The 25,549-nt window shown below is 72.8% G+C and carries 23 protein-coding genes and 1 riboswitch; of the genes, 6 read left to right on the top strand and 17 right to left on the bottom strand.

The genetic code is table 11. From position 1 onward, the window contains the following. Positions 1–25 precede the first annotated feature (25 nt). The 5 genes from ID574_RS16840 to ID574_RS16820 form a co-directional block, all read right to left on the bottom strand. Complete coding sequence (locus ID574_RS16840) at positions 26–1,255, bottom strand: alanine racemase (protein ID WP_188189838.1); 1,230 nt, start codon at positions 1,253–1,255, stop codon at positions 26–28. A 222-nt stretch (positions 1,256–1,477) separates the two neighbouring features. Next, complete coding sequence (locus ID574_RS16835) at positions 1,478–3,109, bottom strand: (2,3-dihydroxybenzoyl)adenylate synthase (RefSeq protein ID WP_188189837.1); 1,632 nt, start codon at positions 3,107–3,109, stop codon at positions 1,478–1,480. Beyond that, positions 3,102–5,159 carry an acetate--CoA ligase family protein gene (locus ID574_RS16830; RefSeq protein WP_188189836.1) on the bottom strand — a complete coding sequence of 686 codons (2,058 nt, stop codon included), beginning with the start codon at positions 5,157–5,159 and terminating at the stop codon, positions 3,102–3,104. The genes ID574_RS16835 and ID574_RS16830 overlap by 8 nt, the downstream gene beginning before the upstream one ends. Continuing rightward, complete coding sequence (locus ID574_RS16825) at positions 5,156–6,682, bottom strand: FAD-dependent monooxygenase (protein WP_188189835.1); 1,527 nt, start codon at positions 6,680–6,682, stop codon at positions 5,156–5,158. Before ID574_RS16825 ends, ID574_RS16830 begins: the two co-directional genes overlap by 4 nt. Next, on the bottom strand, positions 6,679–7,524 hold the full coding sequence (locus ID574_RS16820) for a fumarylacetoacetate hydrolase family protein (RefSeq protein WP_188189834.1): 846 nt from the start codon (positions 7,522–7,524) through the stop codon (positions 6,679–6,681). Before ID574_RS16820 ends, ID574_RS16825 begins: the two co-directional genes overlap by 4 nt. 236 nt (positions 7,525–7,760) lie before the next feature. Between ID574_RS16820 and ID574_RS16815 the strand changes: the two genes are divergently transcribed. Then, on the top strand, positions 7,761–8,465 hold the full coding sequence (locus ID574_RS16815; RefSeq protein ID WP_188189833.1) for an IclR family transcriptional regulator: 705 nt from the start codon (positions 7,761–7,763) through the stop codon (positions 8,463–8,465). A gap of 7 nt (positions 8,466–8,472) precedes the next feature. On the opposite strand, the gene ID574_RS16810 is transcribed toward ID574_RS16815, so the two are convergent. From ID574_RS16810 to mhpA, 5 genes are read right to left on the bottom strand one after another with little or no spacing between them, the layout of a single operon-like run. Continuing rightward, the gene (locus ID574_RS16810) at positions 8,473–9,351 is read right to left on the bottom strand and encodes an IclR family transcriptional regulator (RefSeq protein ID WP_188189832.1); all 879 of its coding nucleotides are present in this window, start codon (positions 9,349–9,351) and stop codon (positions 8,473–8,475) included. Between the two features lie 53 nt (positions 9,352–9,404). Next, positions 9,405–10,292: an intradiol ring-cleavage dioxygenase gene (locus ID574_RS16805; RefSeq protein ID WP_223166770.1), complete on the bottom strand. Its 888-nt coding sequence runs from the start codon at positions 10,290–10,292 to the stop codon at positions 9,405–9,407. 11 nt (positions 10,293–10,303) lie between these two features. Next, positions 10,304–11,374, bottom strand: a complete 1,071-nt coding sequence (locus tag ID574_RS16800) for a maleylacetate reductase (protein ID WP_188189831.1) — start codon at positions 11,372–11,374, stop codon at positions 10,304–10,306. Further along, positions 11,371–12,627 carry an MFS transporter gene (locus tag ID574_RS16795; RefSeq protein ID WP_188189830.1) on the bottom strand — a complete coding sequence of 419 codons (1,257 nt, stop codon included), beginning with the start codon at positions 12,625–12,627 and terminating at the stop codon, positions 11,371–11,373. The genes ID574_RS16800 and ID574_RS16795 overlap by 4 nt, the downstream gene beginning before the upstream one ends. A gap of 29 nt (positions 12,628–12,656) precedes the next feature. Then, positions 12,657–14,219 (bottom strand): bifunctional 3-(3-hydroxy-phenyl)propionate/3-hydroxycinnamic acid hydroxylase MhpA, encoded by a 1,563-nt coding sequence (gene mhpA, locus ID574_RS16790; RefSeq protein WP_188189829.1) that lies wholly within the window; start codon positions 14,217–14,219, stop codon positions 12,657–12,659. 80 nt (positions 14,220–14,299) lie between these two features. Between mhpA and ID574_RS16785 the strand changes: the two genes are divergently transcribed. Next, positions 14,300–15,259: an amidohydrolase family protein gene (locus ID574_RS16785; protein ID WP_188189828.1), complete on the top strand. Its 960-nt coding sequence runs from the start codon at positions 14,300–14,302 to the stop codon at positions 15,257–15,259. 12 nt (positions 15,260–15,271) lie between these two features. Here the strand turns inward: ID574_RS16785 and ID574_RS16780 are convergent, their stop codons facing one another. Continuing rightward, positions 15,272–16,273 (bottom strand): zinc-dependent alcohol dehydrogenase family protein, encoded by a 1,002-nt coding sequence (locus ID574_RS16780; RefSeq protein WP_188189827.1) that lies wholly within the window; start codon positions 16,271–16,273, stop codon positions 15,272–15,274. A 98-nt stretch (positions 16,274–16,371) separates the two neighbouring features. Here ID574_RS16780 and ID574_RS16775 point away from each other — a divergent pair, with 98 nt between their 5' ends. After that, positions 16,372–16,692, top strand: a complete 321-nt coding sequence (locus ID574_RS16775; RefSeq protein ID WP_188189826.1) for an ArsR/SmtB family transcription factor — start codon at positions 16,372–16,374, stop codon at positions 16,690–16,692. Here ID574_RS16775 and ID574_RS16770 read toward each other — a convergent pair whose 3' ends face one another. Then, entirely contained in the window at positions 16,693–17,868 is a 1,176-nt protein-coding gene (locus ID574_RS16770; RefSeq protein WP_223166769.1) for a cytochrome P450, read from the bottom strand. Between the two features lie 89 nt (positions 17,869–17,957). Here ID574_RS16770 and ID574_RS16765 point away from each other — a divergent pair, with 89 nt between their 5' ends. After that, a complete protein-coding gene (locus ID574_RS16765; protein ID WP_188189825.1) occupies positions 17,958–18,593 on the top strand; it encodes a TetR/AcrR family transcriptional regulator in 636 nt (211 codons plus the stop codon). A 249-nt stretch (positions 18,594–18,842) separates the two neighbouring features. Here the strand turns inward: ID574_RS16765 and ID574_RS16760 are convergent, their stop codons facing one another. The 5 genes from ID574_RS16760 to ID574_RS16740 form a co-directional block, all read right to left on the bottom strand. After that, positions 18,843–19,520, bottom strand: a complete 678-nt coding sequence (locus ID574_RS16760; RefSeq protein ID WP_188189824.1) for a hypothetical protein — start codon at positions 19,518–19,520, stop codon at positions 18,843–18,845. 107 nt (positions 19,521–19,627) lie between these two features. After that, positions 19,628–20,611, bottom strand: coding sequence for a C40 family peptidase (locus ID574_RS16755; RefSeq protein ID WP_223166768.1), 984 nt, complete (start codon positions 20,609–20,611; stop codon positions 19,628–19,630). A gap of 167 nt (positions 20,612–20,778) precedes the next feature. After that, entirely contained in the window at positions 20,779–22,188 is a 1,410-nt protein-coding gene (locus ID574_RS16750; RefSeq protein ID WP_223166767.1) for an MBL fold metallo-hydrolase, read from the bottom strand. Between the two features lie 385 nt (positions 22,189–22,573). Then, complete coding sequence (locus ID574_RS16745) at positions 22,574–23,215, bottom strand: class I SAM-dependent methyltransferase (RefSeq protein WP_223166766.1); 642 nt, start codon at positions 23,213–23,215, stop codon at positions 22,574–22,576. Between the two features lie 40 nt (positions 23,216–23,255). Beyond that, positions 23,256–23,666, bottom strand: a complete 411-nt coding sequence (locus tag ID574_RS16740) for a MerR family transcriptional regulator (protein WP_188189821.1) — start codon at positions 23,664–23,666, stop codon at positions 23,256–23,258. 28 nt (positions 23,667–23,694) lie between these two features. Here ID574_RS16740 and ID574_RS16735 point away from each other — a divergent pair, with 28 nt between their 5' ends. After that, positions 23,695–24,486, top strand: a complete 792-nt coding sequence (locus ID574_RS16735) for a methyltransferase domain-containing protein (RefSeq protein WP_188189820.1) — start codon at positions 23,695–23,697, stop codon at positions 24,484–24,486. Positions 24,487–24,676: 190 nt separating this feature from the next. Continuing rightward, positions 24,677–24,822, top strand: a riboswitch (cyclic di-AMP (ydaO/yuaA leader). A gap of 12 nt (positions 24,823–24,834) precedes the next feature. After that, entirely contained in the window at positions 24,835–25,500 is a 666-nt protein-coding gene (locus ID574_RS16730; protein ID WP_188189819.1) for a CHAP domain-containing protein, read from the top strand. The last annotated feature ends 49 nt before the right edge of the window (positions 25,501–25,549 follow it).

The raw sequence follows: 25,549 nt of genomic DNA, 5'->3' as shown, positions 1-25,549 counted from the left end.
ATACGGCCCGGCGGGCCGGTAGGGCTCAGAGCAGGTGACGTTCGGCGATCGGGTGACCGAGAAAGGAATGCATGGCGAACTCCCACCCGTAGGAGCCCGCGTTGGGGAAGACGACCAGGTCCCCGGCGCGTACGCGGGCGACCCGGACGTCTCGCAGCAGGGTGTCCTCCGGCGTGCACAGCTCGCCGACGACCGTCACCTCGGCGTCCTCGGCGGCGGGCCGGGGGCAGCCCTCGGGCCAGCGCTCGACCGGGAGCACCGCGATGTTGTGCACGATGTCCCAGGACGTGGGGAGCTGGAAGTGGTTGATGCCGCCGCGCAGGACGACGAACCGCTGCCCGTACGAGGTCTTGACGTCCGTCACCTCGGCGGCGTACCAGCCGCAGTCGGCGACCAGGAACCGGCCGGGCTCCAGCACCACCCGCACACCCGGCGGCGGCTCGGCCTGCGCGGCCAGCTCGCCGAAGCGGGCGACGTCGAAGGGCTTCTCGTCCTCGAACGCGACGCCGATGCCGCCGCCGATGTCGACGTGGCGCAGTTCGACGCCGCCCGCCGCGGCGGTCCGCACACTCCAGTCCAGGCACCAGCGCAGGTACGCGGCGTGGGCCTCGGCGTCCAGGTTGCCGGAGGCGGCGTGGACGTGGAAGCCGACCAGGTCCAGGCCGGGCAGCCGGGCGGCCGCGCGCAGCACCTCGGGCACGTCGGGCTCGGCAACGCCGAACTGGGAGGGCACGCCGCCCATGTGCAGGGACCCCGTGACGGGGATCGCGGCCGGGTTCACCCGCAGCGCCACCTTGGCCGTGACGCCCTGGGCGACCGCGATCCGGCTGATCCGGTGGAGCTCCAGAAGGCTCTCGGCGTTGATCGCCTCCACACCGGCGCCGACCAGGGCGGTCAGGAGCGGGACGGACTTGGCGGGTCCCGCGGCCACGACGCGTGGCGTGCCGGCGAGGCTCAGGGCGAGGTCCAGCTCGGACCTGGAGGCGACCTCGAACCCGTCCACGTGCGGGGCCAGGGCCGCGACGACGCCGGGGAAGGAGTTGGCCTTGACCGCGTAGTAGACGGCCGCCCACTCCGGCAGCGCCGCGCGGAGTTCGCGGGCCCGCTCGGCGGCCACCGCGCCGTCGTACAGGTAGGCGGAGACCGGCGTCTCGCCCTGTGCCATTTCGAGGAGGCGGTCACGGACGGGCATGGGCAGCATCTCCACCGGGTAGGCAGATCGCGGCGCGGCGGACGGCGGTAACTGAATGGACATGGCTTCTTTCGCTGACGTGACAGGGAAAAGGGGCATGCCCTCAGGACCTGCGTTTACTTAGGTAAGGCTAACCTAAAACGACTCTCCGTCTCACGCAAGACGTCCGCGGGTGTGATGTGGGGCACTGGCGAAGGCGCGAGCGCCGCGGTCGGTCACCGGTGGGAAACGCCACGCCCGCGGCGTACCGGCTGGTACACCGCGGGCGTGTTCTCGTACGACGGCTTACTGGACGATCTCGCGGAGCGCCTTCTTGTCGATCTTCCCGATCTTGGTGAGGGGCAGCTCGTCGAGCAGGACGAGGTGTTCGGGGAGCTTGTAGCGGGCGACCTCCATCGCCATGAGGGCCTGCCGGAGCTCCTCCAGCGTCAGCTGGTGCCCGGCCTCCGGCACGATCACGGCGCAGACGCGCTCCCCGAGGTCGGGGTCGGGCTTGGCGACGGCGGCGACGCGGGAGACGCCGGGGAGGCGGTAGATGAGGTTCTCCACCTCCTCCGCGGAGATCTTCTCCCCGCCGCGGTTGATGAGGTCCTTGTCGCGGCCCTCGACGACGAGGTTGCCGGACGGGTGGAGGCGCACGACGTCGCCGGTGCGGTACCAGCCGTCGGGGGTGAAGGAACGGGCGTTGTGGTCGTCGGCCCGGTAGTAGCCGCGCGGGGTGTACGGGCCGCGGGTCAGCAGGGCGCCCATCTCGCCCGGGGCCACGGGGTCGCCTGCCGAGTCGGTGATGAGGATCTCGTCGTCGGGGCACATGGGACGGCCCTGAGTGTGGATCTTGACGTCGTCGGGGTCGTCCAGGCGGGTGTAGTTGAGCAGTCCTTCCGCCATGCCGAACACCTGCTGGAGGGTGCAGCCGAGCACCGGCTCCACCCGGCGGGCCACCTCGGGGGCGAGGCGGGCGCCGCCGACCTGGAGCAGCCGCAGCGACGCGGGGGCCGGATGGCGGCCGGAGGCGACGGCGTCGATCCAGCGCTGGGCGACCGCCGGGACGGCGGCGGTGACCGTCACGCCTTCGGCCGCCATCAACGGGAGCGCCTTGCCGGGGTCCGGGGTGCGGGCCAGGACGATCCGGCCGCCGTTCATGAAGGTGCCCAGGATGCCCGGACAGGCCAGCGGGAAGTTGTGCGCGGCGGGGAGCGCCACCAGATAGACGGTGTCGCGGCCGAGGCCGCAGAGCTCTGCGCTGCGGCGGGCGTTGTACTCGTAGTCGTCGTGGGTGCGGGTGATGAGCTTGGGCAGTCCGGTCGTGCCGCCGGACAGGAGGAAGACGGCGATGTCCCCGCTGTCGGGCGCGAGCCGGTCGAGCCGGGCGCGGGCGGCGGCCGGGTCGTCGGCGGGCCGGGCGAGCGCACGCAGATCGGCGGAGTCCCCGGTGACGTCATCGCCCGCGACGAGGAGCAGGCGCACGGTCGGCGTGGCGTCGGCGATCTCCCGGCCGAGCGCCTGGTGGTCGAAGTCGCCGATGCGGTCGGGGACCGCGATGGCCGTCACGCCGGCGTGCGCGGCGAGATAGCGCAGCTCGTGGCCGCGGTGCGCGGGCAGCGCCATCACCGGGGCGATGCCCGCGCGCAGGCAGGCCAGGGTGAGCGCGACGAACTCCCAGCCGTTGGGCAGCTGGACGAGCATCGCGTCGCCGGGGGCGAGCCCCGCCGCCAGCAGCCGGTCGGCCAGCCCGTCGGCGCGTTCGGCCAGCTCGCGGTAGGTCAGGCGGGTGTCGCCGTCGACGACGGCCACCGCGTCGCCGTACGCCTCGGCCCACTCGTGCACGTACGCGCCGAGCGGCCGGCCACGCCAGTATCCGGCCTCGCGGTAGCGGTCGGCCGCCTCCTTGGGCCAGGGGACGAAGCCCTCACGCATCGTCGGATCCTCCTTGATTCCTCACGTCACGCGGCAACAGCACGGCGTCGAGCGCGACGACGTCGCCGTCGGGCAGGACCCGCAGGGGATTGATCTCGCACTCGGCCACGGCCGGGTCCGCGCCCAGGGCGGAGAGCGCGAGCAGGACGCGGGCGAGCCGCTCCCGGTCCACCGGCGCCGCGCCCCGGGCGCCGCGGAACAGGTCGCGGGTGGCGAGGTCGTCGAGCATGGCCGCGGCCTCGCCGGCCGGCAGAGGGGCCAGCCGCAGGGAGACGTCGCCGAGGACCTCGGCCGCCGTACCGCCCGCGCCCAGGGCCACGACCGGGCCGAAGACCGGGTCCCGGCGCACGCCGGCGATCAGCTCGGGGCCCGCCGGCGCCATCCGCTCGACCAGCAGCGCCGGGCAGGCGGGCATGCGGGCGAGCGCGGCGTCGAGCTCGTCGGGCGTGCGGATGCCGACCTGGACGCCGCCCACCTCGGTCTTGTGCAGGACGCCGGCGTCGAGGATCTTCACCACGACGGGCGCACCGAGCTCGTCGAGCGCGGCGTGCGCGGCGTCCCGGTCGGCGCAGACGCGGCGCTCGGGCGTGCGGACACCGAGTGCGGACAGGACGTTCTTCGCGGTGTGCTCGTCGACCGGCCCGGACAACGAGAGCGCCACGCCGGCGCCGACGTCCCCAGGGGCGGCGCTGTCCTCCAGGCGGCTGCGGCCCGCCGCGTCCTCCGCCAGGGCCCGCACCATGGTGGCACCCGCGGCCGGCGTGGTGGCGCAGGGGATCCCGGCCTCGCCGAGGTCCCGGCGGGTCCGGCGGACCTCGTCCGGCGGGCCGCCCACGACGGCGATCAGCGGTGTGGCGGGGCGGGCGCCGGTCAGGGCGGCCGGGAGGTCGACGGCGGCGGGCTCCAAGAGCGCGTACACGGCGGTGACGTCGACGTCCGGGTCCTCGGACACCCGCTCGATCACGTGGGCCAGCGCGGGGGAGGGACGGCCGGTGTCGACGGGGTTGCGCTGGTAGGTCAGGCCGGGCAGGAGCGCGCCGACCTCCTTGACCGTGCGCTCCGCCAGCGGCGGCACCCGCACACCGGCCGTGCGCAGGGCGTCGGCGATCAGCAGCCCGGGGCCGGCCTGGGCGGTCACCAGGGCGACGCCGGGACTGGGGCGGGCGGGCAGGCGGACCCGGCTCAGCGCGCAGACCGCGTCCACGAGCTCCCGCTCGTCCTCGACCAGGACCGCGCCCGCCTGCCGGAGTGCCGCGCGGGCGACGCGCCACGAGGTGGCCAGGGCGCCCGTGTGCGAACGGGCGAAGTCGCCGACGTCGCTGCGCCCCACGACCAGGGCCACCACCGGGACCCGGTCCACCAGGCGGCGTACGGCGTCGGTCAGGCGGCGTCCGTCGGCGGCGGTCTCGACGTGCAGCGCGACCGCGCCGAGCGCGTCGTCCCCGGCCAGGTGGTCCAGGACGTCCGCCTGGGTGACGTCCAGGCTGTTGCCGAGCCCGACGCCGAGGCGGAGCCCGGCTCCGGCGTCGGCGAGGGCGAACGCGAGGGCGTGGTTGACGCCGCCGCTGGCGGCCACCACGGCGACCCGGCCCGGCGGCAGGTCGGCGACGCCAGGGACGAAGCTCGCCGCCAGCGAGGCGTGCGGGGCGAGGAAACCGGAGGTGTTGGGGCCGAGAACCCGCAGGCCGGTGTCCCGCACGACCTCGCGCAGGGCCTCCTGGTGGGCCGCGCCTTCGGGCCCGGACTCGGCGAAGCCGCCCGCGCACACCAGCGCCGCGCGGGCTCCGGCGGCCGCGGCCTCGCGCACCGCGTCCGCGGTCACGGCGGCAGGGATGCAGGAGATCACCAGGTCGGGGGCGGTGCCGTGGGCGGCGACGGCCGCGGCCACGCTCGGGTGGAACTCTCCCGGCCGGCCTGCGTTGATCTTCATGACGGTGCCGGGGAACCCCGCCAGGGAGGCGGTCATGGCCGTGCCGAGCTTGCCTGGCGCGTTCGAGGCGCCGAGGACGGCCACGGACCGCGGCGCGAACAGCGGGTCGAGGCCGGTCACTCGGCCCGTCCCACCAGGTCGGCGCGGCCGGACAGCAGCAACGTGGCCGCCGGGTCGTCGTCGTACGGGCCGATGATCGCGGCGGGCAGGCCGTGGGCGAGCCGGGCCTCCTCGGCGACCAGCACCCGGGTCAGGGGCGTTCCCCCGCGTACGCCGACGAGCGGCGCGCCCGCCCGCGCGGCGTCACGGACCTGGCCGAGGGCCCGCGGCAGGTCCGGCTCGGCCGCCGGCGCGTCGATCCACGAGCCGTCCATCGGGATCTCGGCGCCGTCCTCCCCGACGAGCGCGGTGGCGGTGGCGGTGACCCGGCGGCTCGGCAGGCGGAAGGGCCCGGCCTGGAAAGGGGTGTCCAGCGGGGCCGCGCCGTGCCGCTCGCGCCACCATCCGTCGACCTTCCCGGTGTACTCCGGGTCGCGCAGGGCGAGCTTGGCGCGCGGGATGGAGCGGGTGAGGAAGTGGAAGGCGAACTGCACGGGGTCGTCGAAGGCGCGGACGTACCGGCCGAAGTGCTCCCACCAGGACAGGCTGGGCCGCGCGGAGTTCTGGATCTTCTCGACCTGGGGGCGGCGGCGCCGCTCGTAGAGGTCCAGGGCGGCGGGCACGTCCTGCGGTGACTCACCGAGGGCCGCGACGAGGGCGACGGCGTCCTCCATCGCCATCTTGGTGCCGGAGCCGACCGAGAAGTGCGCCGTGTGCGCGGCGTCGCCGAGCAGCACCCAGGTGCCGCGCCGCCATGAGCGCGCCCGGCGGGTGGCGAAGTTCGCCCAGCGGGAGTTGTTGCCGACCAGGGGGTGGCCGTCGATCTGGTCGTGGAAGAGCTTCTCCAGGTACGCCTTCGTCGTCTCGTCGCTGGCCCCGGGCGGCGTGGCGGGGTCGAACGCGTCGAGCCCGGCCGCGGCCCACGACTCGGCGTCGGTCTCCACGATGAACGTACTGAGGGAGTCGCTGATGGGGTACGCGTGTGCGGCGAAAACCCCATGCGGCCCGTCTTGGTGGACGAAGGTGAGCCCGTCGAACATGTACGTCGTCCCGAACCAGACGAACTTCGCACTTGCCACCTCCGCCGAGGGCCCGAAGTCGTCGGCGAACATCGTCCGGAACCGGCTGTTGGCGCCGTCGCAGACGACGACCAGGTCGAAGCCGTCCAGCTCGGCCGGGTCACCGATCTCGTGCTGGAAGCGCATGGTGACGCCCTCGGCCCTGGCCCGCTCCTGCAGCAGCGTGAGCAGGGTCCTGCGCACCACGGCGGCCATGCCCATGCCGCCGACGCGCTCCCGCGCGCCGTGCACCCGCACCTCGATCTCGTCCCAGTGCCGGCCGTGCTTCTCCAGCGCCTCGCTGAGCACCGGGTCGGCGGCGTCGATCGCGCCCAGGGTGGCGTCGGAGAAGACCACCCCGAAGCCGAACGTGTCGTCGGGGCGGTTGCGCTCGAAGACCACGACCTCCGACTCGGGCCGGTCCCGCTTGAACAACGTGGCGAAGAACAGGCCGCCCGGCCCGCCGCCGACGCAGGCGACTCTCATCGCACCTCCCTGCGGCAGGTGTTGCGGCACTCGCCGACGCCCTCGATCCGGGTGACGAGGACGGTGCCGTCCTCCAGGTAGCGGGCGGGCTTGCGGGCATGCCCGACGCCGCCCGGGGTGCCGGTGGCGATGACGTCGCCGGGCGCGAGCGTGACGATCTCGGACACGTACGAGACGAGCGCGGCCGGGTCGAAGACCAGGTCGCCGGTGTCGGCCTTCTGCACCGTGTCCCCGTCCACCTCGCACACCAGGTCCAGGCCGGGCCGGGTGACGGCAGGACCGACGGCGGGGTCGTCGGCGGTCACCAGCCACGGCCCGATCGGCGTGCTGGCCTCGAACGTCTTGCCCTGGTGCCACTGCGGGGTGCGGTACTGCCAGTCGCGGGCCGTCACGTCGTTGAGCACTGTGTATCCGGCGATGGCGTCGCGGGCCTGCGCCGGGGTCGCGTGGCGGGTCTCGGCGCCGATGACGACGGCCAGCTCGGCCTCCCAGTCCATCTGCGTGGCCGACGCCGGCAGGATCACCTCGTCGTACGCGCCGACCAGGGCCCGCGCGTACTTGGCGAACAGCGTCGGATATTCGGGCAGCTCGCGGCCCATCTCCAGGATGTGGGTGCGGTAGTTCAGCCCGACGCACACGACCTTCTCCGGCGCGACGACGACCGGGGCGTAGTCGAGGCCGGTCACGTCGTATCGTGCGCCGTCGGCGGCCGCGGCGCGGGCGGGCCAGTCGGCGTGGCGCAGGAAGGCCACGAGGTCGCTCTCGCCCAGGTCCACCGCCGCGTCCCGGTCGACGCGGACGGCCCGGGTGGCGCCGTTGACCCGGACGGTGGCGAGCCTCATCGCCGCCCCGTGCGGGTGGTGGTCAGCGCGGTCATGGTTCCTCCGGAGCTCACGCGGACGTGCGCACTGTCGATGTGCCGACGACGACGTTACGCGGTTGTTCCGGTGAGGAAAATCCTGTGAGGTTAGGATTCCTCCATGTGGAATCCATGTTTGATGGTCGCGCTCACTCGGCCCTCGCTGGTCACGCAAGCTACCGCTCTCGGGCCTGAGCGTTCGCCGCTCCTTCGTATCCGGTGAGCGCGGCTGGAAATGCCCTGCGAACCGTCCAGCTCCTGCACGAGCACGGTGAGCTGCGGGTGATGGACGTCGCCGACCAGCTCGGGGTCGCGCGCTCGACCGCCCACCGGGTCCTGGCGATGCTCGTCTTCCACGGCTTCGCCGAGCAGGACCGTCACAAGGTCTACCGGCCTGGCCCGGTCCTGCGGGAGATCCGGGGCGGTCAGGCGCCCCCGCCGGACCTGATCACGGTCGCCCATCCGCATCTGCGGCGCCTGGCCGAGGACGTGCGTGAGACCACCCACCTGATGGTGCTGGAGGGGAATGCGGCCCGGTTCCTGGACGGCGTGGAGGGCCCGCAGGCGCTGCGCGTCAGCTTCCGCACCGGAAGTCTGCTCCCGGCCCACGTGACGTCGGGCGGGAAGGCGCTGCTGGCCGAGCTGCCGGCGGAGCAGCTGCACGCGCTCTACCCGAAGGGGCTCCCGGACCTCGATCGGCTGGACAGGGAGCTGGCGGCCGTCAGGCGGCTCGGCTACGCCTGCAACCTGCAGGAGAGCGAGCGCGGCGTGAACGCCGTGGGCACGTGTGTCCGCGACCGGGCCGGGCGCGCCGTCGCGGCCATCGCCGTGGCCGCCCCGTCGCTGCGGTGCCCGCGGGCCCGGCTGGTGGAGCTGGCCGCCTCGCTGCGCGCCACGGCCGAGGAGATCGGCAGGTCGTTGTAACGGCACGTCAGGGGCGGTTCTTCGCGGGACGGGCGGCCCGCCGGCCGGTTTTCGCCCGGCCGCCCGAAGCGGGGGCGGACTGGTGCCCGAGCTCGGCGGAGATCGCCTGCGTGGTCTTCAGCAGCTCGGCGGACACATCGCGCAGCACGGCCTCGGTGGCCTGCCGCGCGGGCAGGGCGATGGCGACCGCCAGCGGGAGCGAGTCGCCGGAGGTGAAGACGGGAGCGGCCACGGAGGTGACCCCGGGGATCACGCCGCCGGAGGTGATCGCGACGCCGTCGTGGCGCACCTCGGCCGTGATGCGCTCGATCTCCTCGTCGGTGAAACGCCGGTCGGCCGTCGCGTCCTGGGCGCGGATGACCGGGTCGGTCAGCGTCCTGGGCAGATGGGTGAGGTAGACGCGGCCGACCGAGGAGGCCAGCATGGGGAGCGTCGCGCCCACCCGCACGGTGATCGGCAGCGCGTACGAGCCGTAGTCCCAGCGGACGATCACGGGCCCGTGGTCGCCCCACACCGCCAGGTTGACCGCGTGCCTGGTCCGGTCGCGCAGGCCCGGCAGGTATTCCGAGGCCACGCCGACCTCGTCCATCCGGCGCAGGGCCTCCGCGCCGAGCCGCCGCATGGCCGGGCCCAGGTCGTACAGGCCGGAGCTCGGCGACTGGGAGACCAGCCCGACCCGGCCCAGGCTCACGAGGTAGCGGTGGGCCTTGCTGGGCTGCATGCCGCTGAGCGCCGCGATCTGCGTCAGGCTCGCCGGCCCCGCGCTCTGCTCCAGGGCCAGCAGCACCGTCATCGCGATCTCGACCGACTGTATGCCCTGACGGGACGGAGACGTGGACCTGCCCCCGCTCTCCTCGTCACCGACATGCTCTAGGTCGCTCACCATGCCCTGCCCCACCTGAATCAGGTCCCCGTAACGCTGCAAAGCTACGCCGAAAACTATACGGAGTCGGCGTCCAGGACGAAGTCGAACTCCATGGTGCAGAAGGGGACGTCGAGCACCCGCCCGTCGGGGGCGGGGCCGGGATCGTGCCGGACGAAGGTCCGCACCAGCGACTCCTTCTCACCGAAGACCGCGTCGCAGCCGAGGTAGGGGTCTCCGGCCGCGAAGACATGCGTCGTGAGGGTGGCGTACCCCGGTGCGCTCACCCTGAAGTGCACGTGCGCCGGCCGCATCGAGTCGCGGGCGGCGGCGGCGAGCAGCTCGCCGACCGGGCCGTCGTGCGGGATCGGGTACGGCACCGGCAGCACCGAGGAGAACCAGTAGCGGCCGTCGGCCGCGGAACGCAGGCGGCCGCGCCCCTGGGCCCCATCGAGGTCGGCGTACTGCACGTCGTAGTTGCCCGCCTCGTCGGAGTGCCAGACGTCGATGGCGGCCCCGGGGATCGGCTCGCCCGCCGCCGAGAGGATCCGCCCCGAGTAGAAGCACCGCTGCCCGCCCGCGCCGCCGGAGATGTCGTCGCCGTTGGCGAACGCGGGCGCGTCCTCGACGAAGAACGGGCCGACCACGGTCGAGGCGGTCGCGGCCGCGCTCACGGGATGGTTGATCCCGACGACCAGCATCGACAGCCCCAGCACGTCGGAGAGCAGGATCAGCTCCTGGCGCTTGTCGTCGCTGATCTGTCCCGCCCGCGTGAGGAACGAGACCGCGGCGGCCCACTCCTCCTCGGTGAGCCGCACGTCGGAGGCGAAGGCGTGCAGGTGGCCCACCAGGCTTTGCATGACCTCGCGGAGCCTGGGGGACGGGGCCGCGTCGAAGCTCCGCAGCACCCGATCGGTGAGCGTGCGGTCGGCCGTGGGCATCGCGGCCGGGTCACTCGTGGTCATGGCGGTCGTCCTCACGTGGCTGTCGAGACGGGGAGACGTCCGTGCAGGGCGCCGGTCAGGATCCGGCGCACCTCGGGCTCTCCCACCGGTCGTGGGTTGTCGCGGAGGTCCTTGTCCAGGACGAGCTTGACGGCCAGGTCCAGATCGGACCTGGCCAGCCCGATCCCGGCCAGCGAGACCGGGGCGCCGATCCGGGCGATGAGCCGGGTCAGCCCGTCGGCGACGTTGACGTCACCGAGGGCCGGGGCCGCCCGGGTGCGCAGGGCGGGCACCGCCGGCTCGTTGAACGCGGCCACGTGGGGAAGCAGCACCGTGTGCGTCTCGGCGTGCGGCAGGCCGAAGGCGCCGCCCAGCACGTGGCAGATCTTGTGGTGCAGCCCGGAGCCGGCGGCGGCGAACGCCGAACCGGCCAGGTAGGCGCCGTACAGCAGCCCGGCACGCCCCGCCTCGTCCCCCGGGCCGGCCACGACGGCGGGCAGCGCGCCGGCGATCACCCGGACGCCCTCGGCCGCCACCAGGTCGGTGATCGGATTCGCGCCGGGCGCGTAGAACGCCTCGACGCAGTGCGCCATCGCGTTCATCGCGCTGACGGCGGTCAGCCTCGCCGGAAGCGCCATGGTCAACGCCGGGTCGTAGAGCACGGCCTTCGGCACGACCAGGGAGGACCGGCCCGTGGTCTTGCGTGCGCCCTCGGTCGTGCCCCAGACGGGCGTCACCTCTGAGCCGGCGTACGTGGTGGGCACGGCCACGACGGGCAGCGACGTACGCAGCGCGACCGCCTTGGCCGTGCCGGTCGTGGAGCCGCCCCCGACGCTCAGCACCGCGTCCGCGCCCGACCGCTCCGCCAGCTCGACCGCCCGGTCCACCGTCTCCACGGGCACGTGCTCCCGCACCCCGTCGAAGACGGCCACCACGTTCAGCCCCTCGGCCAGGGCGGCGGCGAGCGCGGCGGTGCGGGGCGTGGCCACGATCAGGAGCCGGCCCGCGCCGAGGCGTTCGACCTCCGCGGCCAGCGCGCGACCGGCGCATCCGGCGCCGAAGACCACGCGGGTGGCGGGCGTCTCGTACGTGAAGTCCCTCATCCCGTGCCCTCCGCGGCGACCGGGGCGGTGGCGCGGGCGGCGCGCACCACGGGCACGAGGGCGGCCGCCGTCGCGCCGATCAGGCCGGGGATCGCGAACAGGTAGAAGTTCCACTCCACGTCGACCTGCGAGGACAGGATCCAGCCGCCCATGGACGGGCCGAGGATGGCGCCGAGCCGCCCGACCGACAGCGCCCAGCCGATGCCGGCGCCGCGGACGTCCTCCGGGTAGCGGTTGACGATGAAGGCGTTGGTCATCACCTGCGATCCTATGAACCCCAGCCCGCTGACGAACATGAGCAGGAAGAGCAGCACGAGCGCGGGCCGCGTGCTCATCGCGATCAGGCTGACCGACCCCACGAGGAAGGCGGTCGACACGACCGGCTTGATCCCGATCCCGTCGGCGATCCGCCCTCCGGCGATCATGCCCAGCCCGGCGCCCACCCACATCGCGGCGGTCTGCAGGAGCGCGGAGCCGAGCGAGTAGCCGCTGTTCCGCATGATCGTGGGCAGCCACGTGCTGATGCCGAAGACCAGCAGCAGCCCGCAGAACGACGCCACCCAGAACAGCAGGGTCACCGTGCGCGTGCCGGGGGCGAGCAGCGGCCGTAGGCCGAACAGGTCGTTGCGGCGCGCGGCGGGCCGGGCGGCGCGGTCGGCGTGCACGGGGCTCTCCGGCAGGATCCGCGCGGCGACCGGGAGCAGCACCAGCGCGGGCGCCGCGCCGATGACGTAGATCCAGTGCCACGACGCGTTCGGCAGCACCACCGCGCCGAGCAGCGGGGCGAGCAGGGCGCCGAGGGCGTAACCGGACATCATGAGCCCGACGTTGCGGCTGCGCCGCCCCGGCTCGGACAGGTCGGCCACGTACGCGGTCAGGGTCGGCAGCACCACCCCGAGCCCGACCCCCACGAGCAGCCGCGCCGCCCCGAACACGGCGAAGCCGGGCGCCACGGCGCAGGCGAGCATGCCGGCGGAGAACGCTCCGGCCCCGGTCAGCAGCAGCCGGCGCGGGCCGAGGCGGCCGATCGCCGCGCCGGCGAGGCCGGCGCCGATCATCATGCCGACGGCGACGAGGGACCCGACCGTGCCCGCCGTCGCGGGGTCGGCGCCGAGGCTCCGGTCGGCGAGCATCGAGGGCACCGTGACGCCGTAACAGGCGAGGTCGTACCCCTCCAGGGCAGCGAAGATCGCGACCACGACGAGCATGGTCTTCTCGGAGAGCGGTCGTTGGGCGGTTGCGGAGTTCGGCATGGCTGCTCCAGGTGGGGGGGTGAACGGGGTCAGACGGCCGGTACGGTGGTGACGACGCCCAGGGCGTCGAGGAGCTCGCGGGCGAGGGTCCGGCACCCGGTCGCGTCGCGGGCGGTGCCGTAGACGTAGAAGTCGGGGCGGACGGCGACGGCGGAGCAGCCGTGTTCGGCGAACCACTCACGGTAGGTGCCGTCCACGTCGCACACGCCCTCGCCGTCGGCGGAAGATCTCCAGGTCAGGGCCACGACGCGGACGCCGGCCGCCTCCAGCGCGGCGACGTCGCCGTCGAGCTCCCGGCGCAGCGACTCGGTCACCAGCAGGTGGAAGCCGCGGCCGGCGATCTCGTCGAAGCGTCCGCGGCGGGCCCCGTCGTCGACCACGCCCTGCACCGACAGCTCGCCCCGCCCGGCCGCCGAGGCCCGTGACAGGAAGCCGGACGCCAGGCCGGGGAAGCGGATCTTCTCCTGCTGCCGCCCCTGGGCGCGCCGGGCGAGCAGCTCCCGGTTGCGCGCGGCGGCCCGCTCCGGGTCGCGGATGGTCTGCAGCCGGCCGAGCTCGATGCCCTTCTCGACGACGGCGCGCACGTGCGGCTCCCGCTCGGCCTGGTAGCTGTCGAGCAGCTCGTCGCCGGCCCGCCCGGTGAGGAGCAGGTCCAGCTTGAAGGCGAGGTTCTGGGCGTCCCGGATGCCCGAGCACATGCCCTGCCCGAGGAAGGGCGGCATCTGGTGCGCGGCGTCCCCGGCGAGCAGGATCCGCCCGGTCCGCCACCGGTGCGCGATGAGTGAGCGGAAGGTGTAGGTGGCCACCCTGATGAGGTCGGCGTCCTCCGGACCGAGGTAACGCGCGACCCGGGCCCAGACCAGCTCGGGACTGCGCTGGACGGCGAAGTCCGCCTCCGAGTCGAGCATGAAGCTGAAGCGGTGGTGCGCGGGGCCGAGCGAGATGATCGAGGTGGGCTGCCGGGGGTCGCCGACCTGCCGCGCCATCGGCAGCTCGACCGCCCGCTTCAGCCGGAAGTCGCAGACCATCCACGGCTCGGAGAAGCCGTAGTCGTCCTGCCCGATGCCGAGCGTCCGGCGGACGAAGCTGTTGCCGCCGTCGCAGGCCACGACATAGCGGGCCGTCAGGGGGCCGCCGCCGCCGTCCAGGGCGAGGGTCACGCCGGACTCGGTCTGCTCCAGCCCGGTCACCGGCGCCCCGTGCCTGACCTCCACGTGCGGGAAGCCGCGGCAGACGCGGTCGAGCGCGTCCTCCAGGTCGGGCTGGTACATCATGTACCACTCCGCCCAGCCGCTGCGGCCGACCTCGGCGTAGTCGACGTCGATGAGCAGCTCGCCGTCGGCGTCGCACCACTGGTAGCTGCGCTGCACGTGCACCTTGGGCAGCAGCCGCTCGGCGATGCCGAGCTTGTCGAACGTGCGCATGGTCTCGTCGTCGAAGATCGCGGCGCGGGGCAGGTTGTACAGCCCGGCGTACCGCTCCAGCACCACGACCCGGTGCCCGGCCTGCGCCAGCAGGGCGGCCGTGGCCATCCCCACCGGCCCGTACCCCACCACCGCAACGTCGGTGGCCTGGCCTTGTGAGCTTGACATGCGGTCAAGGTACTTTCCATCATTGATGAAGTCAATGCACAATGATGAAAACCGAACCGAGCGGCCAGGAGGCACGCGACATGCGCAAGATCGGCCTGGAGGAGCACTTCGTCACCGAGGAACTGGTCGCCTACGGGGCAGGGACCTCCACGGTCGCCCGCCCCGAAGCGTGGCGGGAGGCCTCGCGTCGGCTGCTTGACCTCACCTACGAACGCCTGCCGGAGATGGACGCCGCGGGCGTCGACGTCCAGGTGTTGTCGCTCAACTCGCCCGGCATCCAGGCCGAGGCCGACCCGGCCGTCGCCGTGTCACGGGCGGCGGCGGTGAACGACTTCCTCGCCGGCGTCATCGCCGAGCACCCCACGCGCTTCGCCGGATTCGCGGCCCTGCCGCTGCAGGACCCGCAGGCCGCCGCCAAGGAGCTGGAGCGTGCCGTCACGCAGCTCGGCCTGCGCGGCGCGCTGGTCAACGCCCACACCCAGGGCCGCTACCTGGACGACCCCGCCCTGCGCGTGGTGTGGGAGTACGCCGAAGGGCTCGACGTGCCCCTCTACCTGCACCCCGCCAACGGCTACGACGTGCCGCACGTGCTGTCGGGCCACCCCGAGCTCATCGGCCCCATGTGGAGCTGGGGCTCCGACACCGCCGCGCACGCGTTGCGGCTGATCTTCGGCGGCGTCTTCGACGACTTCCCGAACGCCAAGCTCCTCCTGGGGCACATGGGGGAGGGGCTGCCGTACGTGCTGTGGCGGCTCGACTCGCGCTGGCGCTTCCACAACCATCACGGCATCGAGCTGGCCCTCGGCGACCCGTCGGCGTACCTGCGCCGCAACCTCTACATCACCACCAGCGGCGTCTGCTCGGCGCCGCCCCTGCTGTGCGCCCTGCTGGCGCTCGGCGCCGACCACATCCTGTTCGGCACCGACTACCCCTTCGAGGACATCGCCGAGGCCGCGGCCTTCCTCGACAACGCCCCGATCAGCGAGGCGGACCGGGCCAAGATCGCCCACCAGAACGCCGAGCGCCTGCTCAAGCTCTGAGCCGATCCGGCCTCAGTGGTCCACGGTGACCACGATCTTGCCGAACCGGACGCCGGACTCCATGTGCCGATGCGCCTGGACGATCTCCTCCAACGGGAACAAGCGGTCCACCACGGGACGGAAGGCTCCGTCCCGCAGCCCCGAGGACACGAACGCGGCGGCGCGGCGCAGCCGCCGCGGATCGTCGGTGAGCTCCCTGGTCACCGTGTACGTCCGCATGTTGAGCGCGGGCATGCCGAGGTCGAAGCCGGGATAGGGCGTCGGGAGCCCGCTCAGCATGCCGTACAGGAACAGCGTCCCGCCGGGGGCCACGGCCCTGGCCAGGTCCGCCACGCCCGGTCCGGCGACGGCGTCGAAGACGTACTCGGCGCCTTTGCCCCCGGTGATCGCCAGCACCCGGCCGGCGACGTCTTCCTCGCCGGAGACGATCACCTCGGCGGCGCCCTCCTCGAGCAGCCGCTCCTTCTTGGCGCCGGTGCGCGTGACCGCGACCGGGGTCGCGCCCACCCGGTTGGCGAGGTGGATCGCGGCCAGGCCGACGCCGCTGGAGGCCGCGTTCAGCACCACCGTGTCGCCCGGCCGCATCCCGCCCACGTCCACCAGCGCGCCGTAGGCCGTGAGGTACGGCATCCAGACCGCCGCGCCGGAGACCGCGTCCACGCCGTCGGGGCGGGGCAGGAGCGCGGACACCGGCACGATCGCCCGCTCGGCGTACACGCCGTAGTCGTTCTGCGAGAAGGCCGGCAGGACGCTGACCGCCTGCCCCTCCTCGAACCCGGCCACCTCCGGCCCGACCGCCTCGATCACCCCGGCGCCCTCGGTGCCGAGCGTGGCGGGCAGGTGCTTGACCGGTTCGATGTACTGGTCGCTCCGGAACAACGCCTCCGCCCGGTTGATCCCGATCGCCTCCACCCGGATCCGCACCTCGCCGGGCCCCGGCTCGCCCGGCTCCACGTCCTCCACCCGCATCACCTCGGGCCCGCCGAACTCGTGGAAGCGCACAGTCCTCGCCATGTCACCGTCACCGTCTTTCGATCGCCGTCGAACACGGCCACTGTGACGCAGAAGTACGATGGCTGTCAAACTTTGATGAGGGTCGTACTATGAGGCGCATGGGACGTACGCCGCCGCACCCCGAGGTGTCGCAGTTCGACCTCCAGCAGGTGCTGGAGGCCCTCGTCGATCCGGTGCGCCGGAGCATCGTCACGCAGCTCGACGACGCCGCCGAGGACCTCGCCTGCGGCACGTTCGACATCCCGGTCAGCAAGTCGACCGCCACCCACCACTTCAAGGTGCTGCGCGAGGCCGGCCTGATCAGGCAGTACTACGTCGGGACCTCGCGGATGAACGCCCTGCGCCGCGCCGACATGGACAAGGCGTTCCCCGGCCTGCTCGACGCGCTGACCACCCCCCAGGCCAAGGGGGCACGGTGATCACCAGGTGACCGGCAGCGCGGTCAGCCCGCCGGTCAGCACGTTGGGGTTGAAGGTCAGCTCCTCCACCGCGCAGCCCGGCTTCAGGGTGGGGAAGCGGGCGGCGAGCTGGGAGAAGACCGCCTTCAGCTCGATGCGGGCCAGCGGCGCGCCGATGCAGTAGCGCGCGCCGTGCCCGAAGGTCAGGTGCGCCACGGCCGGGCGGCCGAGGTCGAACCGGTCGGGGTCGGCGAACACGGCCGCGTCGTGGTTGGCGGCGCCTGTGTCGAGCAGCACCAGGTCGCCGGCCCGCACGTGAACGCCGGCGATCTCCAGGTCGGTCCGGGCGTAGCGGGGGATGCCGCCGCCGCCCAGACTCGGCGCGCGCAGGATCTCCTCCACCGCCCCGTCGATCCGCGACGGGTCGTCCACCAGTGCCTGCCACTGCCCTGGGGTGTTGAGCAGCCACAGCGCGCCCATGCCGATGGCGGTGACCGTCGTCTCGTGCCCGGCGAACAGCAGGGTCATGCCCATCGCGGCCGCGTCGTCGTCGCTGACGCCGTCGGTGGCGGCCAGCCGGGAGATCACGCCGTCGTCCGGCCGGGCCCGTTTGCGGGCCACCAACTGCTGCCCGTAGGTGAACAGCTCGGCCAGGCCCTGCTCGGAGCGGGCCCGGTCGGTGATGTCCGCGGCGGCCTGCGTCCAGGCCCGGAACTGCGCGCGATCCTCGTACGGGACGCCCAGCAACTCGCAGATGACCGCGATGGGCAGCGGCAGCGCAAGCTCGGCGTGCAGGTCGGCGGGCGGCCCGGCGGCGGCGAGCCCGTCCAGCAGGTCCGCGGTGAGCGCCTCGACGCGGCCGCGGAGCGCGCGCATCCGCTTGGGAGAGAAGTGCGGTTGCAGCAGCGAGCGCATCCTGCGGTGGTCGGCCTGCTCGGTGTCGAAGTCGCCGAGCGGGCCGCCGAACAGCGCGGACTCGCCGGTACGGGAGGCGCGCTCGGGCTCGCGGTGGGCGCGGCCGAGCCGGGCGTCGTCCAGCAGGCGGCGCACCTGCTCATAGCCGGTCACCAGCCAGGCCGGGTCGCCGACGGCGGTGCGGATGGCGTGGATGGGGCCTCGGGCCTGCAGGGCGCGCAGCAGCGGCGCGGGCCGCATCGGACCGGCCTGCTCGAACGGCAGCTGAACGAGATCGGACACGGCTCCTCCAGATGTAGACGAAAATTTGTATACTCGCTTGTATAGAACGCTACTTGTATACTTCGAGTTCTACAAGTGGAGGAGCGCGAATGAGTAACCCCGGCCCCGATCGTGGCCCTGCGAGCGCCCGCCGACCGGAGGCCGCCCCGGGAGAGCAGGGGCCGGTGCGCCGGCTGCGTCGCGCCGAGCGGCGTGAGCAGATCCTGGACGCGGCCACCCGCGCCTTCGCCCGCGCCGGCTACACCGCCACCGGCCTGGACGAGGTCGCCGCCGAAGCCGGCCTGACCCGGGCCATGCTCTATCGGCACTTCGAGTCCAAAGCCGACCTCTACCGGGCGGTGCTGGATCGCGCCTGCACGCGGCTGGCGGAGGCCACCGGCACCGACGACTTCGACGAGGACTCCATCCCGGCGCTCCTGCGCGCGGCCGCCGCCGACCCCGACGGGTTCAAGCTGCTGTTCCGCTACGCCGCCCGCGAGCCGGAGTTCCGCGACCTGATCGACTCCATCACCACCGCGTCCCGCGAGATCGCCCACCGCAACCTGGCCACACGGATCGCGGCCGGTCCGTGGCTGGACTGGGCGGCGAACCTGATTCCCACGCTCACCATCGAGGCCGTCATCGCCTGGCTCGACGCCGGCCGGCCCGACCCCGGCCAGGCCGCAGACCGCATCTCGCAAGCCGTGCACGGCGTCATGGCCGCCGCCCGGCCCGCCCCTTCCTAGAGACCCGCCCCACGTGCCCGAAGTCGTGTGACGGCCCATGGGACGGCGACTCACGCACCGCCTTGCCCAGGGCATTCGCGCGGCATGCGCGGCGCTGGACAGCACCGCTGAGCTCCGCGACCGGCCGTCGCAGCAGGCGTTCGGGCGGCCCTCGCCTCGCGAAGACAATCGGCCCATGCCGCCTGCGACAGGTGGCATGGGCCGCGGAGCCGATCGCCGGCGGTCAATGGGGAGACCGCCGGCAGGCGATCAGGAGGTCGTCGGTGGGGACGACGGCGTGGGCGTGGAGGGCTGCGTGGGGGCGGAGGTCGGCGGCTGGCCGGGCTGGTGGTCGCGGTTCCAGCGCTCGCCCTTGCCGCGCCAGCCCCGCTCACCCCGCATGGCCGTGTCGTGGATCGCGACGGCGGTCGCCGTGCCGCCCTCGACCTTCGCCATGACCCTGACCTTCTGCCCGGTCTTCACCGCGTCGATGCCGTCGCCGCCGCGGTTGATCCGGGTGTCGCCGTTGACCACGTACTCCTTGGTGTAGCCGTCCTCGCTCTTGACCGTGATCGAGTCCTGGTCGACGGCCGTGACGTCACCGTACTGGGTGGCGACGGTCACGTAGGCGCCCTCGCCGTCGGGGACGACGAACTCGCCGTGGAGGGCGGGGCCGCCGAAGCCCATGCGGTGGCCCCAGCCGCGGCCGTATCCGGGGGTCTTGTCGGACGGCGTACCGGACGGGCTCGCGGACGGTGTCGCGCTGCCGGTGGCCGTGGGGGTGGGGGACGGCGTCGGCGAGAGCGCCGAGGCGGCGGCGACGCCGGCACCGGTGACCACGACGAGCGCGGTGGTGGCGACGAGCAGCATGGAACGCGGGATGCGGCGCCTGGGAGGTTCGTTCTCCAGCGTTTCGGCGGTGCTGAATCCATCCGGCCCAGGGGTCATGTTGTGGTCCTCCCCGATAGGTGTGCGACGGAACAACAGTGCCCTGCGCCACTTAAAACTGCCGTAAATGCCGTTCGTGTCCCGATGTGCACCCTCTGTACGGAATGTCAGGGGCGGATGGCGCCGAGCAGGCGGTTGCGCCAGTAGCCGTCCAGATCGCTGATCTTGATGACGTCTCCGGTCTGCGGGGCGTGGACCATCTTCCCGTTGCCGATGTACATCCCCATGTGGCCGAGACCCTTGCTGAAGATCAGGTCGCCGGGCCGCAGCGCGTTCAGGGGCACACGGCGGTCGGCGCCCCAGCTCCACTGGGTCCAGGTGGTGCGGGGCAGCTGCACTCCCGCGGCGCGCCAGGCCGCCTGGGTCAGGCCGGAGCAGTCGAAGGAGCCCGGGCCGGTGCCGCCGAACCGGTACGGCTTGCCGATCTGGGCGAAGGCGAACTTCAGGGCCGCGCGCGCGTTGCCGGAGGCCGGGCCGGTGTATTTGAGGCCGGTGCTCGTGGGGTTGCCGGTCTTGAATTCGCCCAGCCTTCGCAGGATCTTGGTCTGCTCCTCCACCATCTTGGCGACTTTCGCCTTCTCGTCCTTCACCTTGTCTCGCGCCGCGTCGGCCTGCCCCAGGACACGCTCGGCGTCGGCGCGCCGATCGCGCAGGTCCTTGGTCGCCGCCTCGAAGGCCCGCACCTTGGCGGCCCTGGCCTGAGCGATCTGGTCCAGGGAGGCCATGGTGCTCAAAGCCGTGTCGGGGGTGCCCTGGAAGCCGAATCGTTGCCAGCCGGTGAGCGGGCCGGTCTGGTAGTCGCCGACCGCGGCCGTGACGAGATCCCGGCGGAGGGTGGCGGCTTCGGCGTCCTTGCGGGCGACCTCGGCGTTGAGGGTGTCGTATTTCTTCTTGGCCGCCTTGTAGGTCTCCGTGGCCTGGTTGTAGCGCTCGACCAGCTGGTCGGCCTCCTCGTTGAGCTTGACCAGTTTGGCGCGGGCCTGGGCCGGCGAGGGGTCGGCGTGGGCGGCGCCGGCGGGGTGGGAGATCGCCACGGCTAAGGTCAGTGCCGCGGCCAGTGCTGTTTGTCCGAGCCTTGCCGGGACGGCCACTACGATGCCTCCTCGTAAATCTCCACACCTGGGGCGCAATCGTACAGCGGCGACAGGACTGCGTTTCCTGTTCGCCGCATTCGCCCCGAGGAATGCGAACGTACTATCCGACATAGCGGACGTGCCGCAGCACCCATGGAGAGGTACGCACGCCGGCTCCCGCGCGTTCAGCGGACGATGGGGAGTCCGGCGGAGGCCGCCTCGCCGAACTCGTCGTCGATCACCACGACGGTGCGTCCGGCCCGCGCGAGCAGCGAGGCCGCGGCGGTGGCGCGGTAGCCGCTGCCGCAGTGCACCCAGATCGCGCCCGGCGGGATCTGCTCCATGCGTCGTTCGAGGTCGGGGAGCGGCAGGTGCGTCGCCCCGTCGATGTGGCCGGCCGTCCACTCGCCGCCCAGGCGTACGTCGAGGATCACCTCGGGCGCCGGCAGGCCGGCAGGCGGGCTGGAGAGGTCCGCGAAGGTCGCGGTGGGCAGGCTGCGAAGCTGCGACGGATCGGCGGCGAGGTCCTCCTGAGGGCCCGCCGCGGCCGCGGCGATCCGGTCGATGCCGATGCGTACCAGCTCACGCTGGGCGGCGGCGATCTGCTCGGGCGTCTCGCCGATCACCGTGACGGGGGCGCCCCAGTCGATGAGCCAGCCCAGCCACGTGGCCATCGACCCGTCCAGGCCGAGGCCGACCGTCCCGGCCAGGTGGGAGGCCGCGTACGCGGTGCGGTGCCGCAGGTCGACCACCCACTCGCCGGCCTCGAGACGTTTCCGCAGGGCTCGCGCGCCGGCCTGCGCGGGAGGCCGCAGATCGACGGGGTCCGGGCCGGTCGCGTTGATGGCGCCGATGTGGGCGTAGTAGGCGGGGTAGGCGTCCAGCCCGGCCAGGGTCTCGGTGACGAACTCGTCCTCGGCCAGGCGCAGCGCCGGATTGATCCGGCGTTCCCTGTCGATGGTGGAGGCCTCCCCCGAGGCTTGGGTCGCCGAGCAGAAGCTGCCGAAACCGTGCGTGGGCCAGATCGCCGCGCCGCCGGGCAGCAGGTCGGCGAGTTTGCGGGCGGAGGCGTGCTGCGCCCTGGCGAGTGCTTGCGTGTGCCGATCGCCGAGCAGGTCGGTGCGGCCGGTCGTGCCGATCAGCAGCGACCCGCCGGTGAAGACGCCTTCGGGCCCGGCGTGGCCCTCCAGGACGTAGGAGAGGTGGTGGAACGTGTGCCCGGGAGTGGCCAGCGCCCGCAGCCGGAGGCCGGGGGAGACCTCGACCACGTCGCCGTCGGCGAGCGGCGTGTGGTCGAACGCCACCTCGTCGGCGGCGGCGATCCCGTAGCGGGCTCCGGTGAGCCTGGTCAGCTCCAGCCCGCCGGACACGTAGTCGTTGTGCAGGTGCGTCTCCACGACGTGCGTGATCCGGACCCCTGCGCCCCCTCGGGCCCCCAGCCGGCCGGCCAGGGCCAGGATCCGGTCGACGTCACGCTGTGGATCCACCACGACGGCCACCCGCCCGTCGGTGGCCAGGTAACCGCGGTCCCCCAGCGACGAGGTCTCGATGACATGCACGGCGATGCCGTTGTCGCTCAACACTGCCTCACTCACTTCCGCGACCGCTTTCCGGGTACTCGAAGGTTCCGCTGCCCTGTCCGCCGTACTATCAGACATCGTCGTACGGGAACCGCGATGACCAGGCGTATGACCCGGATGCCGGTTCCCGAGTCCTAGCCGCATGTCATCGGGAGGGGCGCACGGCCCGACCGGCCCCCATGCCGCCCGACCGGCCTGCCCGACTGCCCGACGCCGCCTTGAGCGGCGCATCCTACCGGCCTGATCTGACCGCCGGGCCGCACTGCCGTCGGCGCCTTGCCTGCGGTTGGCTCACGCGTGCCGCGGCGGGGTGCGGCAGGGGACCGTGCACGCCGTGCCGGGGATGCCCTCCCTCGATCTCGCCGTCCACCGCCTCCCTCCCGGGACAACGCGCCGGTGATCAACCTTCCGGGCGGGCGGGTTTGCGGGCGGCGAGCCGTTCCACGATGCCGATCTTGAATCGGTCATGGCGTTCGAGGTCGAGGCCGTGCTCGCGGACCAGCGTGATGGGCCGGCGCAGGAAGTGCTCCCCGCCCACGGGGACGGTCACGAGTTCGAGGAGCCGCTGCAGGGCACGGACCGGCCAGGACGTGGCGGGGACATGGTCGGCGAGCAGGAGCAGCCCGCCGGGCCGCAGCACGCGTACCATCTCGGCGACGGCCCGGCGGTGGTCCGGGATCGAGCACAGCGAGAAGGTGCAGACGACCGTGTCGAAGGAGGCGTCGGCGAAGCCGAGCGCCTGGGCGTCGCCTTCGCGCAGGTCGGCCCCCAGCCCCAGCCCGGACGCCCGCCGCCGGGCCTGGTCGAGCATGGCCGGGCTCCACTCGATCCCGGTCAGCCGGATCCCCGCCGGATACCAGGGCAGGTTGAGCCCGGTGCCGATGGCCACCTCGAGCACGTCGCCGGTGGCCTGGGAGCAGATCCAGGCGCGGGTGTCGCCGAACAGGCGCCGCTCGAAGAAGCCCATCTGCCGGTCGTAGGAGCCCGCGTGCTTGTCCCAGTAGCGGCGCAGGCGTTCGGGGCGGGCTGCTCTGGAGCTCACGACTCTGTCCTACCCGCTCAAGCGTCGCCGCGCTGCTCGCTCACGCGGGGGAGGACACGAGGAGCCGCTCGGCCACCATGGACTGGAAGTGCGGGCAACTGGTGAAGTCCTCGTGATCGCAGTTCAGCGCGCAGTCGATGAGGTCGAGGGAGGCCTGCGCCTCGGCGATGCGCCGGGCGAGCTCGGCCCGGCGGCGCAGCAGGAGCGCGCGTCGATCCGCCGCGTCCGAAGTGGCCATCATCTCGCGGATCTCGTCCAGGCTGAATCCCGCTTCCTTGCCGCGCAGGATAACGGCCACCCGGTAGAGATCGTCCGGCCCGTAGCGGCGGCGCTCCCCGCCGATGCGGGCCGGGCTGAGCAGGCCCATCGCCTCCCAGTGCCGCAGCACGTGCGTGGCCAGCCCGAACCGCTGCGCGACATCACCGATGCTCATGGTCGCGGTTGACTTCATGTCGACATTAAGTCGCATGCTGACTCCCATGTCCAGAACGAAGGAACACGTGGAAGCTCTCGTCCGCATGCTCGACGTCGTCGACGCGTTGCCGGAGGCGGTCGCGTCGCGCGCGTGGTCGTACGACCTGCTCGCCCTCCCGGACGGCGCGGCGGTGGTGGACGTCGGCTGCGGCGCCGGCCGCGCGGTCGCCGAGCTTGGGGAGCGCGGGAAGAAGGCGATCGGGGTGGACGTCAGCGAGGAGATGATCGCCATCGCCCGCCGACGCCGGCCGCGGTGCGACTTCCGGATCGGCGACGCCTACGACCTGCCGCTCGACGACGGGGAGGTCGCCGGTTACCGGGCCGAGAAGCTCTTCCATGAGCTCGCCGACGCGGCGAAGGCGCTGGAGGAGGCCAAGCGGGTGCTCGCTCCCGGCGGGCGGATCGTGCTCGTCGGGCAGGACTGGGACGCCTTCGTCATCGATTCCGACGACCCGGAGCTCACCCGGACCATCGTGCACGCCCGCGCCGACATGATCTCCAATCCGCGGGCGGCCCGCCGCTATCGCAACCTGCTGCTCGACACCGGGTTCGAGGACGTCGTGGTGAAGGGGCACCTGGCCGTCTTCACCGACGCGACGATGTCGCCGCTGCTCACCGGCCTCGCGGAGCGCGCCCGCGAGGCCGGAGCCATCACCGCCGAGCAGGAGGCGGCGTGGGTGAGCGAGCAGGAGGAGCGAGTCCGGGCGGGACGGATGTTCCTGGCGCTCCCGCTCTTCATGGCCGCCGCCCGCCGCCCCGGAGGTACACGACAGGTCCGTTCGAGGGGAAGTAGGTAAAGAATTCGTGCACGGAACCCCTGTGCCGCAGGGGTTTCCGTTGAATGACCGCGGACCTGACTTGCCCTTTCCTATACGCGTCGCTTACGTTAATGACATCCCAAGGCGCGCCCATGTGCCGAAGTCGGCCGGGCAGCGCCTTTACGTTTACCGAGACCGCGTCTACCAGTACGAACGTCCTTGTTCCTGGGTGACGCGGCCGCCGAGTCCGCGATATCGCGGAGCCGGGGACCCAATTTCGCAGGGGTGAATCGGAACGCTCACGCATGCCGTTCCGTAGGGCACTTCCACGCCCGAATCCGTCAGCTAACCCGGTAGGCGGCATGGAAGCAAGGAGTAAAACCCAGCATGACCAAGACCTTTATTTCGCGTGCTCTCAAGCAGGTCGACATCGCCCGGCTCGCGGTCGGAATGACCGTCGCCGCCGGCGCCGTCCTCGCCGGGGCCGCAACCCCCGCCGCCGCCGCGGACCCCCAGAACGACCGCGTGTCGGCTGCGCAGGCCGTCCCGCAGCGCCCCCGCCAGGTCACCGCCGACACGATGATCAAGATCGCCGAGTCCCAGGTGGGCGTGACCGAGAACGCGGCCGGCGGCGGTACGCCGTTCCACCAGTGGTACATGTCCTCGCAGCGCGCCAAGGAGACCGCGGCCCGCGACGGCGGTTCCATCCAGGCCTACGCGAACGCGCCGTGGTGCGCCATGTTCGTCTCCTGGGTCGGCGAGAAGGCCGGCGCCAGGCCGACCGTGGGCTGGGACGCCTACACCATCACGTGGGCCAAGTGGTTCGACGCCAACGGGCACTGGGGCACCCAGGCCAAGCCCGGCGCCGTCGTCTTCTTCTCGTGGGACGGCGGGAGCTTCGACAGCATCGACCACGTGGGCCTGGTCAAGAAGGACAACCAGGACGGCACCCTCACCACGGTCGAGGGCAACACCGGCAACGGCAAGGTGGAGCAGCGGATCCGGCCCAAGTCCCAGGTCGTGGGCTACGGGTACCCCGAATACAAGGCCTGACGCACAAGGACACAGCCTGTCTCGATCGCCGATTCGAGACAGGCTGTGT

This window comes from Nonomuraea sp. SYSU D8015, assembly GCF_008065375.1.
Lineage (GTDB): Bacteria > Actinomycetota > Actinomycetes > Streptosporangiales > Streptosporangiaceae > Nonomuraea.
This window is presented reverse-complemented; position numbering and strand designations above follow the sequence as displayed.

Bases quoted from the DNA above. Each gene is read 5' to 3' on its own strand.
- ID574_RS16820 (WP_188189834.1), bottom strand. From the start codon at position 7,524: ATGAGGCTCGCCACCGTCCGGGTCAACGGCGCCACCCGGGCCGTCCGC.
- ID574_RS16730 (WP_188189819.1), top strand. From the start codon at position 24,835: ATGACCAAGACCTTTATTTCGCGTGCTCTCAAGCAGGTCGACATCGCC.
- ID574_RS16795 (WP_188189830.1), bottom strand. From the start codon at position 12,627: ATGCCGAACTCCGCAACCGCCCAACGACCGCTCTCCGAGAAGACCATG.
- ID574_RS16775 (WP_188189826.1), top strand. From the start codon at position 16,372: ATGGGACGTACGCCGCCGCACCCCGAGGTGTCGCAGTTCGACCTCCAG.
- ID574_RS16785 (WP_188189828.1), top strand. From the start codon at position 14,300: ATGCGCAAGATCGGCCTGGAGGAGCACTTCGTCACCGAGGAACTGGTC.
- ID574_RS16780 (WP_188189827.1), bottom strand. From the start codon at position 16,273: ATGGCGAGGACTGTGCGCTTCCACGAGTTCGGCGGGCCCGAGGTGATG.
- ID574_RS16760 (WP_188189824.1), bottom strand. From the start codon at position 19,520: ATGACCCCTGGGCCGGATGGATTCAGCACCGCCGAAACGCTGGAGAAC.
- ID574_RS16825 (WP_188189835.1), bottom strand. From the start codon at position 6,682: ATGAGAGTCGCCTGCGTCGGCGGCGGGCCGGGCGGCCTGTTCTTCGCC.
- ID574_RS16800 (WP_188189831.1), bottom strand. From the start codon at position 11,374: ATGAGGGACTTCACGTACGAGACGCCCGCCACCCGCGTGGTCTTCGGC.
- ID574_RS16835 (WP_188189837.1), bottom strand. From the start codon at position 3,109: ATGCGTGAGGGCTTCGTCCCCTGGCCCAAGGAGGCGGCCGACCGCTAC.
- ID574_RS16740 (WP_188189821.1), bottom strand. From the start codon at position 23,666: ATGAAGTCAACCGCGACCATGAGCATCGGTGATGTCGCGCAGCGGTTC.
- ID574_RS16805 (WP_223166770.1), bottom strand. From the start codon at position 10,292: ATGACCACGAGTGACCCGGCCGCGATGCCCACGGCCGACCGCACGCTC.
- ID574_RS16765 (WP_188189825.1), top strand. From the start codon at position 17,958: ATGAGTAACCCCGGCCCCGATCGTGGCCCTGCGAGCGCCCGCCGACCG.
- mhpA (WP_188189829.1), bottom strand. From the start codon at position 14,219: ATGTCAAGCTCACAAGGCCAGGCCACCGACGTTGCGGTGGTGGGGTAC.
- ID574_RS16810 (WP_188189832.1), bottom strand. From the start codon at position 9,351: ATGGTGAGCGACCTAGAGCATGTCGGTGACGAGGAGAGCGGGGGCAGG.
- ID574_RS16840 (WP_188189838.1), bottom strand. From the start codon at position 1,255: ATGTCCATTCAGTTACCGCCGTCCGCCGCGCCGCGATCTGCCTACCCG.
- ID574_RS16735 (WP_188189820.1), top strand. From the start codon at position 23,695: ATGTCCAGAACGAAGGAACACGTGGAAGCTCTCGTCCGCATGCTCGAC.